12 protein-coding genes, 1 pseudogene and 1 riboswitch are annotated in these 13,743 nt (G+C 56.6%); of the genes and pseudogenes, 1 reads left to right on the forward strand and 12 read right to left on the reverse strand.

Features of this window, described 5'->3' with window-relative positions:
* Nucleotides 1–4: 4 nt before the first annotated feature.
* The 11 genes and pseudogenes from cobI to NSQ73_RS22815 form a co-directional block, all read right to left on the reverse strand.
* Entirely contained in the window at nt 5–754 is a 750-nt protein-coding gene (gene cobI, locus NSQ73_RS22770; RefSeq protein WP_340989369.1) for a precorrin-2 C(20)-methyltransferase, read from the reverse strand.
* A 234-nt stretch (nt 755–988) separates the two neighbouring features.
* Nucleotides 989–2,212 (reverse strand): precorrin-6y C5,15-methyltransferase (decarboxylating) subunit CbiE, encoded by a 1,224-nt coding sequence (cbiE, locus tag NSQ73_RS22775; RefSeq protein ID WP_340988288.1) that lies wholly within the window; start codon nt 2,210–2,212, stop codon nt 989–991.
* Nucleotides 2,205–3,329 (reverse strand): cobalt-precorrin-5B (C(1))-methyltransferase, encoded by a 1,125-nt coding sequence (locus NSQ73_RS22780; RefSeq protein WP_340989370.1) that lies wholly within the window; start codon nt 3,327–3,329, stop codon nt 2,205–2,207. The genes cbiE and NSQ73_RS22780 overlap by 8 nt, the downstream gene beginning before the upstream one ends.
* Before the next feature lie 830 nt (nt 3,330–4,159).
* Complete coding sequence (locus NSQ73_RS22785; protein WP_340988289.1) at nt 4,160–4,825, reverse strand: precorrin-8X methylmutase; 666 nt, start codon at nt 4,823–4,825, stop codon at nt 4,160–4,162.
* Nucleotides 4,826–4,827: 2 nt separating this feature from the next.
* Nucleotides 4,828–5,619, reverse strand: a complete 792-nt coding sequence (cobK, locus tag NSQ73_RS22790) for a precorrin-6A reductase (protein WP_340988290.1) — start codon at nt 5,617–5,619, stop codon at nt 4,828–4,830.
* Complete coding sequence (locus tag NSQ73_RS22795) at nt 5,616–7,772, reverse strand: CbiX/SirB N-terminal domain-containing protein (protein ID WP_445669681.1); 2,157 nt, start codon at nt 7,770–7,772, stop codon at nt 5,616–5,618. The genes cobK and NSQ73_RS22795 overlap by 4 nt, the downstream gene beginning before the upstream one ends.
* Before the next feature lie 185 nt (nt 7,773–7,957).
* Nucleotides 7,958–8,801 (reverse strand): annotated as a pseudogene (cobJ, locus tag NSQ73_RS35000) (precorrin-3B C(17)-methyltransferase); the annotation flags it as partial.
* Between the two features lie 29 nt (nt 8,802–8,830).
* Nucleotides 8,831–9,676 carry an energy-coupling factor ABC transporter ATP-binding protein gene (locus NSQ73_RS22800; protein WP_340988292.1) on the reverse strand — a complete coding sequence of 282 codons (846 nt, stop codon included), beginning with the start codon at nt 9,674–9,676 and terminating at the stop codon, nt 8,831–8,833.
* Between the two features lie 260 nt (nt 9,677–9,936).
* Nucleotides 9,937–10,725 (reverse strand): cobalt ECF transporter T component CbiQ, encoded by a 789-nt coding sequence (gene cbiQ / locus NSQ73_RS22805; RefSeq protein WP_340988293.1) that lies wholly within the window; start codon nt 10,723–10,725, stop codon nt 9,937–9,939.
* Nucleotides 10,722–11,018: an energy-coupling factor ABC transporter substrate-binding protein gene (locus tag NSQ73_RS22810; RefSeq protein WP_042135118.1), complete on the reverse strand. Its 297-nt coding sequence runs from the start codon at nt 11,016–11,018 to the stop codon at nt 10,722–10,724. The genes cbiQ and NSQ73_RS22810 overlap by 4 nt, the downstream gene beginning before the upstream one ends.
* Nucleotides 11,018–11,782 (reverse strand): energy-coupling factor ABC transporter permease, encoded by a 765-nt coding sequence (locus NSQ73_RS22815; RefSeq protein WP_340988294.1) that lies wholly within the window; start codon nt 11,780–11,782, stop codon nt 11,018–11,020. Before NSQ73_RS22815 ends, NSQ73_RS22810 begins: the two co-directional genes overlap by 1 nt.
* 274 nt (nt 11,783–12,056) lie before the next feature.
* Nucleotides 12,057–12,252: riboswitch (cobalamin riboswitch) on the reverse strand.
* A 163-nt stretch (nt 12,253–12,415) separates the two neighbouring features.
* Between NSQ73_RS22815 and NSQ73_RS22820 the strand changes: the two genes are divergently transcribed.
* Nucleotides 12,416–13,357, forward strand: a complete 942-nt coding sequence (locus tag NSQ73_RS22820; RefSeq protein WP_340988295.1) for an ArsR/SmtB family transcription factor — start codon at nt 12,416–12,418, stop codon at nt 13,355–13,357.
* A 100-nt stretch (nt 13,358–13,457) separates the two neighbouring features.
* Here NSQ73_RS22820 and NSQ73_RS22825 read toward each other — a convergent pair whose 3' ends face one another.
* On the reverse strand, nt 13,458–13,733 hold the full coding sequence (locus tag NSQ73_RS22825; protein ID WP_336102646.1) for a DUF6171 family protein: 276 nt from the start codon (nt 13,731–13,733) through the stop codon (nt 13,458–13,460).
* Nucleotides 13,734–13,743: the final 10 nt, after the last annotated feature.

Consider the following 13,743-nt stretch of genomic DNA (forward strand, 5'->3'; position numbering starts at 1 on the left):
TCTGTCATTTGCTCACCACCATCAGACTTAAGTATTCCAGCTCTTTGCCCCGCAGATCCCGCGCATCGCGCCATACCGTTTCGTAAGGCGAGGTTACCTTGGTAACGACGGATGCTTTGCCGGACAGTCCCAGTTCATCCAGCACATCCAGCACCAGATCCAGCACCTTGGCCACCTTGAGGAATACCACCGTCTCGTGATGCAGCAGCGCCTCCTTCAGTGCCTCGCGGTCATCTGTCGCCGGGATGATTCCCACCCGCTGATCTCCGTCCGCCAAGGGCTGCTCCAGGGCAGCCGCCGCGCCCAGCACCGAGGAAATCCCCGGAATGGAGACGATCGGTACACCAGGATGCAGCTCCTGCATTAAGCGGGCCAGGTGAATAAAGGTGCTGAACAGATTAGGGTCACCCTCCGTCACAAAAGCCACATCTCGGCCCTGCTTCAGCTCACTCCAGCACAGCTCCACAGTGCGGTTCCAGCCGCCTGCCAGCTGCACCGGATCCTTCGTCATCGGGAAGATCAGTCCGAGCATGATTTTCTCATCCGGCTTCACATGCATCTCGATGATTTCGTGGGCGTAGGATTTGCCGCCTTTTTTGGTTGCCGGGTAGGCAATCACCGGACATTCCCGCAGCAGCCGGCAGGCCTTGAGCGTAATCAGCTCCGGATCACCGGGGCCGACACCGACACCGTACAACGTCCCGATCGCCCGGGGAGTCAGCCTTTCCTCCAGCTTCAGCTCTTCCTCATCCATAGCATCATAGAGCGCACTTGCGGCCTGCATCGCCGCTTCTGCCAGCTGCGTTTCAGCGGCATTTCCTTGTCCCTCAGATGCTTCCTGCCCGTCCACAGCCTGCACTGCCTGCTGACTCGCCGCCGTTACATGGGTCTTCATCGCATGTTCCTCCTTTGTTTCTGATGCTTCTTGCTTCCTTATATCTGAATATCTGATCTGATCTAAATCTGTTCTGTTCTGTTCTGATCAGCCTCAGCTCTTCCGTCCACTAACCACATACACGGGATTCATACCCTCGAACCGGGTCATGTCGAGAATCGGCTTACCGCGTGATGCCTGAAGCATAGTTACCCCGCAATCCAGGCCTGCCTGCTTCAGCGCCTCCATGCTTCTATATAGCGTCTCAATAGTGATCGCTCCAACGACAATCCGCCCTTCCGGCCGGAGTCTCGCGGCACAGAGCGCGATAATATCCGCCAGCTCCCCGCCGCTGCCGCCGATGAACACTCCATCCGGATCCGGGAGACTCTCCAGCCCCTGCGGCGCTTTTTGATGTATGATCTGGAAATCGGCGCGGAACCTCCGGCGGTTCGCTTCCATGTTCGGCAGATTCTCCGCTCCCTTTTCCAGGGCATAGACCTTGCCGAGCCTGGCAATCCGCGCACATTCCGCCGCAACCGCACCGGAGCCGGAGCCGATATCCCATACCACCGCATCCTCGGACAGATTGAGCTCGGACAGGACCAGAGCCCGGACTTCACGTTTCGTAATGAGGCCTTTCTCCGGCTTCCGCTGCTGGAACTGCTCATCCGGATAAGCGAAGCCGCGCCGCAATGATGAGCTGGTTCCCGGCCTTCTGCGCAGGATAACTACATTCAGCGCCGCAAATTCACTGGTCTCCATCTCATCCAGCGTCCAGAAGCGGCAGACTTCCTCCGCTCCCCCCAACCGTTCGCACACAAACGCTTCGTATTCCATCATCCCGAACTCACGCAAATAAGCGGCAATCACCGCAGGCGTATTACTCTCGTCCGTTAGCAGAGCCACCTTGTGCTTGCCGTCTATGCGCTGGGCCAGTCCCTGGATGGGGCGCCCGTGCAGACTGATCAGCTCGGCATCCTGCCAGCTGTCCCCCAGCCGGGCAAACGCGAGCTGCACACTGCTATAGTGCGGAATAACCTCAACATGCTCCGGCCCGAACTTGCGGACAAGATACCCCGCGATGCCAAAAAAGAGCGGGTCCCCCGAGGCCAGAACCACGGTCCGCCGCTCCCTCCACAATCCCTCCAGCGTATCTGTAAAGGGCTTCAGCCCGCCTTGCAGAATGATTTTCTCACCGGTATATCCGCCAAAAAAATTCAATTGCCGTTCTCCGCCGAGCAGCACCTCACTGTTATTCACTTTGCTTAAGCTATCCGGTGTCAGGCCGCCGGCGCCATCCTCACCGATACCGATAACATAGATCAGGTTACCCACAGATCTCCGCCCTTCCCAGCACTCGGCCCTTCATCGTCATCAATACCATTTCCACAACCATGCCCCCGTTCATATGCTTCAGACTTTGTTCACAGGCATGCCGGCACAGGCTCTCAAAAAAAGCGGAATTCCCAGCCTCGGTCATCATATCCACCACCTGCGAGGCAGTATTGGCGGCGGCAATCTCCTTCACCTGCTTGTCATCTGCCCCGGCCTCCGCCGCCACGGCTGCCAGAAATCCGAAGTCAACAGGTGCGTTCTTCGAGTGGATCAGCATGGCACCTTGAGCGACCTTGGAGAATTTACCGGCCATGCCCACAAAGGTAACTTTCTTGATCCCATAGGCCTTGGCATGCTCCAAAGAGAAGCCTACATACTCCCCCATTTGGATAAAAGCTTCCTCCGGAAGCCCGGCAAACATCGCCATCGCATATTTCTCACTGCTGCCGCCGGTGGTCAGAATAATCTGCCCGTTCCCCGTCGCGGCCGCAACCGAGATCGCCTGAACCACACTAGCCTTGTAGGCTTCGGTGGAGAACGGCGTAACCACGCCCCGCGTGCCGAGGATAGAAATGCCGCCGATGATGCCGAGCCGCGGGTTCAGCGTTCTTAGGGCAATCGCTTCGCCTTCCGGCACGCTGATGACCACCCGCATCCCCCGCGCCGCGCCATGCTCCTCCAGTACACCGGACACCGCCTCCAGTATCATCCGCCGCGGCACCGGATTAATCGCCGCTGCTCCGACGGGCACCGGCAGCCCAGGCTTCGTCACCCGGCCGACGCCACGGCCGCCGTCGATCTCCACACCGGGGTGATCCAGCCAACTCACCGCTGCTTCAATCCAGGCCTGATGCGTGGCATCCGGATCATCTCCGGCATCCTTGACCGTGGCACAGATTGCCGAGTCCGCTCCTTCGCGCTGCCAGCCTGTAAGTTCAAAGGAGTGCCGGAAGCCCGCCGGGAGATCAATATCCACAGCGGCAAGCCTGTCGCCTGTAATCAGCAGCAGTGCCGCACCCTTGGCAGCGGCGGCGGCACAAGCACCTGTGGTGTAGCCCCTGCGCAGCGGGGCGGCAGGAGTTGAGGAGGCAGGAGCAGCGGAAGGTGACGCTGACAGACCGCCTGGTTCCGCAGCTCCTGAGTCACCGCCGGACTCCGCAGCTGTGTCTGTCCCTGCCAGCCGGGATAGGGCAGGAGATGTTGGCTGTGCTTGCGGATGAGGTTGCGATTGCAGCTGAGGTTGCGATTGCAGCTGAGGTTGCGATTGCGGTTGCGGTTCATCTCCTGCAAGGGTACGGCAGTATTCTTCAATATTTTCCGATTCTCGGTTTGCTGCGTACTCTGCATCATGCTCATGCCCGCGATTCGCTGCGGACTCCACATCATGCTCAGACACCCGCTTTGCAGTGTACTCTGCCGCGGACTCATTATCATGCTTCACCTCCGTTTCCTCCTATTCTGATCTACCCGGTTGTCTGGTGTTTCCTCGCTCATGGCAATCCCTCTTTGTGATGATATGCAACCTATTTGGAGCATCGTAGATATATTTAGACACGCTAACAATTAAATAAGTGAGTTCAATCAACAATGCAGCGATTGATGTATTCAGTTCCAAGTGAAAATTCCATAATAGTTGTATACTGTGCAATTAAAATCAGCGAAAAGGTAGGCTAGCATCTTATAACTGTACTCTGTACAACTAAATCTGCCCAAATGGGTGAGAACAAGCAAAAAACAGTAGTTTAATTGTACAAAATACAGCTAAACGGATAATTTGTTGTAAATCAGACGTTTTAGTTGTACAAAGTGCAGTTAAGTAAACATACCTCATAAGCCTGGCATATAGATTAGAACTTGTTCATATCCTGTTCAAAACCCGCTCTGACCCAACCCTTATAGAGTTTTGGCCCAGCGCTAGCACAGGTCCCGCTTATTCCTGACGCAGACCTAATTTAATTCGCCCGCAGCCCGGCGGACCGCCAGCAGACTCAGTGCGTTGACCGCTGCAACGACGATTGTGCTTCCGCCCTTGCGGCCGATATTCGTGATGTAAGGAATGTCGAGCTTGCGCAGCTCATCCTTGGATTCTGCTGCCGAGACGAATCCGACCGGCATACCTATTACAAGACCCGGCTGCGCTGTGCCTTCTTTTACCAGACGAATCAGTTCCAGCAGGGCAGTGGGCGCGTTGCCGATCACATAGATCCCTCCCGGAGCCTGTGCACAAGCTTTGCGCGTAGCCATAATGGCCCGTGTAGTCCCCAGCGCCTTCGCTTCTTCCATCACATCCGGATCGGAAATATGAACCCTGACTTCCCCGCCGTACCTCTGAATCCGCTCCTTGGCAATGCCCGCCTCCACCATCCGCACATCGGCAATAATCGGCTTGCCCTGCAGAATGGCGCTGATCCCGGCCTCAATCGCCCGCGGGTGAAAAACAAGACTGCGCCCCAGCTCAAAATCGGCAGAAGCATGAATGATCCGCTGCACTATTTTGTACTCCAGCTCGCTAAAGGAATGTTCACCCATCTCTTCTGTAATCATCTGAAAACTCAGACCCTCTATTTCCTGCGGCTGTACCGTCACCGGCTTGAAATCCGTACCAAAATCCACAGTTATCCCTCCTTGTTCATTTGCAGCGCAGTTCTCACGGCCTCCGTAATCTCGTCAAAAGAGTCAAACACCTTCCCGTTCTCACCAAAGGTCAGCTCCGGCCGCATAATCAAAATGACGTAAAGCCCCATATCCAGCGCGGCATACAGCTTCTCATCCACCGAGCCTTCCGCCCCGCTCTCTTTGGTAATCATCACCTGTGTGCCATATTGCCGGTAAAGTGCCTCGTTCATCTCTCTGCTAAAAGGGCCCTGAAGCGCAATAATATTCCGCTGCTCAATGCCAAGGGACAGACATTTCTCCATATTCTCCAGGCAGGGCAACAGTCTGACCGTCAGCCGGATATCCGGATCTCCCAGCAGCGCCTCCGCAAACACCTCAAGTGTCTTGCCGCCGGTTGTCAGCATTACAGAACCCTTAAGATCCCTGGCCTTGCGCGCAGCCTCTTCATAGGAATGCACAACGATCAGCCGGGGGTGGCTGTCATAGATAAGACTTTGCCGCTCGTAGCGAAAATAGGGCAGGCCCAGCGCTGCAGCCGCGCCCATAGCATTGGCGTGTGCCTCCAGCGCAAAAGGATGGCTGCCGTCCACGACTGCACGATAGCTGCCCTCCTGCAGCAGCGAGATCATGGCTGGCTTATCCAGACGGCCGACCCGGGTGCGGATTGCTGCGGCTTCCAGCCGTTCAGCCGCACTGGGAGTTACGACAGAGGCCTGCAGCGGCAGGCCTTGACGCGACAGATTCAGGGCCAGCTCCCGGGCATCGCTGGTGCCGCACAGCATGAAGATCATCGCGGCTGGCGCAGATCCCGGTTGTCTGCCGGAGCCGCTGTTCCGGTTACATCATGCCGCCGCTCTTGATGCCCATGCTCATGATCCCCGCGACCGTGATGCCCATGCCTATGATGCCCATGACCATGATGCCCGTGCCGATGGTGCTCATGACTGTGGCCTCCGTGCGCGTGTTCCCTGTGACCGTGTTCCTGATGATCGTGGTGTCCATGCTCGTGTTTCCCGTGCTCGAGTTCCCCATGACCGTGTTCCTTATGATCGTGGTGTCCATGATCGTGTTCCCTGTGACCATGTTCCTGATGATCGTGGTGTACATGCTCGTGTTTCCCGTGCTCGAGTTCCCCATGACCGTGCTCCTGATGATCGTGGTGTCCATGCTCGTGTTCTTCGTGCCCGTGATGCTCGTGCCCATGATGCCCGTGCCCATGCTCCCCATGTCCATGCCCCTCCTCACCATGGTGATGATGATGGTGGTGGTGCAATGCCGCTTCATCACGGTACTTGCAGTTATCGCAATTGCTGAAAGACTGTCCCTCCATCGTCTCCTCAATGCGCTCTGTCAGCATATCCACAAGCAGCGGGTGCGTGCCGAGCTGGCGGCCGAGCTGCACTTCAATTTCCGGATGCTCTGCGGCGAAATGAGAAACCATTTCTGCGAACTGCTTCATCAGCACTCCGGTGAACAGCAGGTACGGCACAACTATAATCTTACGCACACCCAGTGCCAGGCAGCGTTCAAGCCCATCCGGAAGCGACGGCTTCGTGATGGCGATGAAGCAGCTTTCAACGCTTTGGTAAGACGTTCTTTCCCATAGCAGCCGGCCCAGCTTATAGAAATCACTGTTGGCATCCGGATCACTGCCCCCGCGCCCCATGAGCAGCACGATGGTATCCTTATCCTCTGCTGCAGATGTTGTACAGGCTTGGGCTTCCTGCAAACTCAAGTCTGCAGCTCCGGCTTCATTACTGTGATCCACAGAAACGGCAAGCGATTCAGCTTCACTACTGTGTTTCACAGAAGCAAAAAGCGATTCAGCTTCCCGTATCCGGTCCAGCACAATATCGACAGCCCGCTCCTGAACACCCAGCGGACGCCCGTATACAAACTCCACACCCGGATATTTCAGCTTGGCTTCATCGATCGCCAGCGGAATATCCAGCTTGGAATGGCCCGCCGCGAACAATATAATCGGCACAATATAAATTTGCGTCGCGCCGTCCTCCACGCATTTGGCAATTCCGCCCGCGATTGAAGGTGAGGCTAGCTCTATGAAGCAGGTCTCAAACTTAAGCTCCGGCTTGCGGGCGGCAAGCTGGCTGGTGAATTGCAGCAGCTCATCATTTCCTGCTTGAACCCGGCTACCATGTCCAACCAGTAATACGGTTCTCATCATGTGTGCTCCCTCTATGCTGTCATTATTATCTATACTACCTGCAGTGCTGTTCACCTGTTCTTCAATACTGCCCACCCGTTCATAAAAAGCATGAAACCGCTCCTTCTCCCGGCCTTGCGCAGTATAATGCTCCACTGCCGCTGCTACAGCAGCCACGGCTTCATCTTCATCCATACCTTCGCGGACGAGTGTGCCGGCATGCGCTCCCCGGCCCGACTTCTTGCCGCCCAGATAGAGCTCATAGCTGCCCCGCGAAAGGACCAGCCCGATGTCATCCAGAACAGCCGAGCTGCAGGCCATGCCGCAGCCCGCCACGCTGATATTCAGCTCTTTGGGTACAGCAAGTCCGTGCAGAAGGGTATGCAGGCGGACCGCTGCGCTTAAAGCGCCGCTTCTCCGCAATTCACAGAACCCGCAGGTTTTTACTTTCACATAATCACCGGGTATACTAACGCTCAGTCCTGCCTCTGTAAGCTTCGCCGCCACCTCAGCACGGTCGCCCGGATGGCTGCGCAGCAGAAAATGTCCGTCCTTCGTATAGATCAGCTGCCCCTCATCGCCTGCCAGTTCCGCCAGCAGCTTCATCTGGATACCTCTGAATCTGCGGCTGCCGATAACAGGAGAAACCTCCAGCTCGAAGGTTTCATCAGCGTGTTCCGCCAGCTGAACGGCAGGACGGCGTAGCTGCTCCACACGCGCAGACGCTGCCAGGCTTAGCGCCGCAGCCTCCTCCGTCCGAGCCCCGTCAGTTGGAGCCATACTCTCTGACCCCAATCGCTCTCCCCTTCCGGTTTCACCGGCAGCTGCACTTGGTATTACTGCCCCACCTATACGTCCCGCCTCAGCTGCTGCCACACTCTCCACCGCTATCTCTTCTGTCCGCTCCGCCTCAGCAGCCACACTCTCCACCGCTGTCCCTTCAGACCGTCCCGCCTCAGCCGCCACACTCTCCGCCGCAGCCAGCGACCAAGGTTCGGCCGCAGTGCGCAGCCGCTCATGCGGTTTCAGCGCCTGCGTCTGCGCGCCAAGATTGTACTTGCGCTCGTATCCGCGCGGCGTAACCATTAGTCCCTCGTAGACCACCGTCGCCGAGTTGCCGACGACAACCGTAGAGAGCATGCCGATCTCATGCTCCAGCATCTCCTGCAGCGTAGTGACGATCGTCTGCTGACGGTCACGGTAGGCGCTTTTGACAATGCCGACCGGCGTGGAAGGATCACGATAACGCAGCAGGATATTGCGTGCTTCTTCAATCTGGCGCGTCCGCTTGCCGCTGCGAGGGTTATAGAAGGCGATCACGAAATCCGCAGCGCCCGCCGCTTCTACACGCGCGGCAATGCTCTCCCACGGGGTAAGATGATCGCTGAGGCTGATTGTGCAGGAATCATGCATGATCGGCGCTCCCAGCAGGGAAGAACAGGACTGGATCGCCGATATTCCGGGGATCACCTCGACCTCTACTCCGTCAGCCCGGTTCCAGCCCCGTTCAATCAGCACCTCGTAGACCAGACCCGCCATGCCGTATACACCGGCATCGCCGCTGGATATTACGGCAATGGTCTGGCCGTCCTCGGCTCGGCGGACGGCCTCCTGCGCCCGGCTGACCTCTTCGGTCATGCCGGTGCCGACAATCTCCTGATGCCGCAGCAGCGGTTTGATCAGATCCACATAAGTGTTATAGCCGATTACAGCCTCACTCTCTTCGAGAGCAGCCAGCGCCCGGCCGGTAATATGCTCCAGCGCTCCGGGACCGAAGCCGATAATCAGCAGCTTACCTTGTTTCTTCATCCTTCTTCCCCCGTTCATGAATACCTGTATTAACTATTCAGCAGCCTGTTTAGTACAGCTTTGAAATCTCCCGCCGTGCGGGGGGCTGGCTGGCCGGCGGTGTGCCGTGCAGGCAGGCTGTACCACAAGTCGGCCAGCAGCGGCAGACCGAGGCCGATGGCCTGCAATTCTTCCGCCCCGGCAAAAATCTCCTCCGGCGTCCCCTCAGCCCGGCACCTCCCCTGATCCAGTACGATAATCCAGTCGGCCCAGCGGTACGCCAAGTTCATATCATGCGTAGCCATAACTACGGTTGTGCCTTTTTCATGTATAAGATCAAGACCCTGCAGCATCTGTGTCTCGGATAACGGGTCCAGATACGAGGTCGGCTCATCCAGCAGGATCAGCTCCGGCTCCATCGCCATTACTCCGGCGAGTGCGGTGCGTTTTTTCTGCCCCAGGCTAAGCTGGTGAACCGGTTTGTCACTCAGCTCCGTCAGGTTCAGCAGTTCCATGACACTGCGGCAGCGCTCAGCTATTGCGGCTTCGTCCATCCCCGTTCCCCGCAGCCCGAAGGACACATCCTCCAGAGGTGTGCTCAATATGAGCTGCTGCTCCGGGTCCTGAAAAACAAGGCCCACACTGCGCCGCAGCGCAGCCAGCTCTTTTTTGGCATAGGACAATGTCCTGCCTCCCTGCTGAACCATACCACGCTGCGGACGCAGAATGCCGACAGCATGCAGGAACAGGGTCGATTTGCCCGAACCATTGTGGCCAAGCACCGCCGTTTTGCGGCCTTTGGGAATGGAGACGGTTAGTTCACGCAGCGCGGCTTCCTTCGTATCCGGGTAATGAAACACCACCCCGTCAAAAGCCAGACTATATTCCATGTCCATGGCGTACTCCTCTAATGAGATTTGGCAAAGCGGAATCGGATAAATGTTGCACGTTTTACAGCTTTGAATCCTGGATACTCCGGCCTTCTGGGGGATTGTTGTATGGAATACAACAATCTTCCCTCAGAGCCAACTAAATGAAGTGAAATGCTGCCTTTTGTACAACAATTGTGGAATACATCCGATATTTCGGGGAAATTGTTGTACTTTGGGCATGATTTCAACAAAGCCAGCAGATTTCTTGCACTAAAATCTTAAATTCAACCCCGCAGCCACAGCCAAAGCTGCGCCAGCGCCAGCACAGCGATCCCGGCATACGCCCGGACCGCATAACGCCGCGGCACAGGCTGCGCGGTATACGGCGGCAGAATGATCTCCCCCGTGAACCCGCGGGTCAGCAGCCCCTGCGACAATCCGTAATAACGGTGCATCGTATTTCCGAAGAGGGCCCCGGCCATGGCCGCAGTCTCCCGCAGCCTGGCCTTGTAACCTCTTCTGCCGCCGCGCAGCCTCCGGGCCAGCATCAGCCCGTGCGCTGCATCATTCAGCAGGAACAGGAAGCGGTACATAATCAGCATCAGCTCCAGCACAATCTGCGGCATACGCAGCCTGCGCAGCACCTGCAGAAGCTCGCTGAACGGGGTGGTGAACATCAGGAAGAAGAAGCAGCTCATGCAGGCCGAGACTCTGGCCAGCAGTTCACCGGCCCGCTCCAGCCCTGCTGCCGTGATATACGCCGGAAGAGGCTGCCCGGAAATCCGGAATACGCCAGCTTCCCCGGCAGCGGGGTGGCCGAAATCCACGAGCAGCGCCGGTACACTAAGGCAATAGAACAGCAGCGCCGTACCAAACAGCAGCCCATAGGCGCGATAGGGAATTTTGGCATGCAGGATGCACCAGGACATCATCCACAGCGTAATCACAAGCTGCAGCACCGGATGCACGGTATAGGAGAGCAGGAACATCAGTGCCGCGAACGAGCTTTTCCACATAGGAGACAGCTGCCTCAAGGCATTATTATAAGAAAGGACATCAATTCGTCTGATCACTTGCTGATGCTGTTCTGCTTCGCCTGGCCTTGTTTCCCTTTCAGCAGCCCCAGTGAATATCCGATTACCCCGGCACCAATCGCCGCCTGCAATGCGAACAGCATACTCTCCGTCTCACCCGGAAGCTCGGTCAGCGGCTTGAACCAGGGTTCATATTCAGGGTTAATCTCTGTGATTACACCCTCGGCAGCATCATCGGCCCCGCCGAAATCACCACTCACGAACAGCAGCGGCAAGACACACAACAGGACAACGGCCAGCAGCATCAATCCATTTTTCCATTTATTGCTCATTATGCATTTCCCCCTTTGACCTTGCGTTTCAGGAGCGACATTTCATTCGGACTGTACGATTTCAGCCAGTTCCACAATAATACGGTCAGCAGCCCTTCGCTGATGGCCAGTGGAATCTGCGTCACGGCAAAGATCCCCCCGAATTTGAGAAAAGACGCCAGGACTCCGCCATCCGCAGCCGGAAAAGCCACCGCAAGCTGGAAGGAAGTCACTACATATGTCATTAGATCGGCAACCGCCGCCGCACAGAATAAGGCCAGCTTCTCACGGTCCGGCAGCTTCATCATCAGCTTATAGACTGCATATCCGGCAAAAGGCCCCGCGACCGCCATCGAGAACGCATTCGCCCCCAGCGTAGTGATCCCCCCGTGCGCCAGAAGCAGCGCCTGAAACAACAGCACGATCGAGCCGATCACGCCCATCGGCAGCGGTCCCAGCATAACTGCGCCAAGTCCGGTACCTGTAGGATGCGAGCTGCTTCCGGTAACGGAAGGCATTTTGAGCGCCGATAAGACGAAGGTGAAAGCCCCTGCCAGACCCAGCAGCAGCTTCAGTTCCGGATTCTCCCTGGTCATCGATCTAAGCCTGATAATCCCGAGTACGAAGAACGGTAAAAACGCCACCCACCAGAACACAGCCCAGCCTACCGGCAGAAAACCTTCCATAATGTGCATAGCCTGGGCTGTTCCCGGTTCATTCAGCATAAAGTACACTGTAAATCCGGCAATCAGCGCCGCAAAACCCCAAAATCCGCGTTTCTTCATTTGTCAGCCTCCAAGTTTCTTAAATATAGCAAACCCAAAAAACTCCCGCCCTTCAGGGTGGGAGTGTATGTACGCAGGTATGATTCGATAGAGAGCACTGCCGTGCGCCAACAAGGGGTTCTGCACCCGGTCGCTCCGCATGGGCCGCTCAACGCTGTGTCTGCATAACATTGAACCGGCTCTGATCTTGATCTTCAAGATTCCCTCCGGTCCTGCAGGCACATCGCTTCATCTCATTAACCTATCCGTACACCGCTCCTATCCGCGTAGAGTCGTGGTGTGCGTAATCAAGGTAGGTCTCCTGGCTTGGAATACGGGCGCTATACCCTTCGTCTTCCCCGGGGTTCTCCCCGAGTGACATCATGAAGTTCAGCTCTTCCTTACAGTGGCGGGACCGCTCGGGACTTGCACCCGATTCCCTGTTATCCCTTGCCTGATCCGGCAAGAGCACCTTGTTACATCGCTAATCCATCCTACATCATAGCGGAACAGGCTCTGCATGTCTGTGATAAAATTGGAGCGGCTGCGAGGACGCAGTATTCATTTGCTTGCAGGGCAGCGTTCATTTGCTTGTAAGAATATCATTTGAGTAATATAATTATTAACTATATAACCTGAACGTGGAGGCAGCGCATGAAACTTGATCTAACCGAACAATCTTTACCCGTGTACGAAGCGTTATCCAGCGCTGTGCGCCTGCAGATGCTGCGGCTCCTGTCCGAACAGCCGATGAACGTCAAGGAACTGGCCGGGGCGCTGAAGCTCAGCAGTGCCATTATGACGATGCATGTGCGCAAGCTGGAAGCTGCCGGGCTGATCCGCAGCCACATGGCTCCCGGACGCAGCGGACTGCAGAAGATTTGTACACTGGCCGCCGAGAGTGCTGAGATTATTTTCCCCGGACAAGCCAGAACACAGCGCAGAGGCTACCGTAAGGAAATTCCCGTGGGCCACTACTCTGATTTCCGGATTGAACCGACCTGCGGCTTATCTACAACCGAGCGGGTGATCGGCAACTTCGACGATCCGCGGTATTTCTGGGATCAGGAGCGGGTGAATGCGGGCATTCTGTGGTTCGGCAAAGGATTCGTAGAATATAAAATCCCGAACTTCCTGCTGTCCAGCCAGAAGCCTGAGGAGCTGGTCATCACGATGGAGATTGCCTCCGAAGCCCCGTCCATTAATAATAACTGGCCTTCCGACATCACCTTCACATTGAACGGTCAGCGGCTCGGCTTCTGGACCAGCCCCGGCGACTACGGGGACAGCCCGGGCAAATACACTCCTGCCTGGTGGCCTGCGCTCACCAACCAATATGGACTGCTTAAGCAGCTGAGGATTACTCCGGCGGGCACGTTCATGGACGGTCAGAAGCTGTCAGAGGTTACACTGGAGCAGGTCGGTATCCGTGATAAGCAGTGGACGTTCAAGGTCTCTGTGGAAGAGGATGCGGAGCATATCGGCGGCCTTACCTTATTCGGCAAGGGGTTCGGCAACTATAACGAGGATCTTGTGTTTGAGCTCTTTTATACAGATGCAGTTGAAGCATCGGCAAGTGCCAGCCGGACGGAATGACCAGGACTGGACAGCAAACAGCGGCAGCAGGAGACCTTAAGCTCAGGTCTCCCGCTGCCACTGTTGTGGTTACGGGTGTATTGCAGGGCAGCTTTGCAGTTTAATCAGTCACCGGCTGCCACAGGCCGCCGCCCGGCAGCGGACAGCCGCGCGCCTTCAGCCGGGCCACGACCGGTATAATGCAGCCGCAGGCAATGCAGGTTACGCCATCCTGCAGCTTGGGACAAGCTCCGCATAGGGCAACCCGCTCGGCGTAGACTTCGTCCGGGGCTGTATTCTCCGGATTGAACATGGAGGAGGCGAGAATCCGGGCAATCTGCGCTTCCGTCACCTTGTACTCTTCCCGGCATCCCTTGCATGCTGAGGTTGTAGTCATGCTGCGCTCC

This window comes from Paenibacillus sp. FSL R10-2736, from assembly GCF_038000245.1.
Taxonomy (GTDB): Bacteria; Bacillota; Bacilli; order Paenibacillales; family Paenibacillaceae; genus Paenibacillus_AQ; species Paenibacillus_AQ phytohabitans.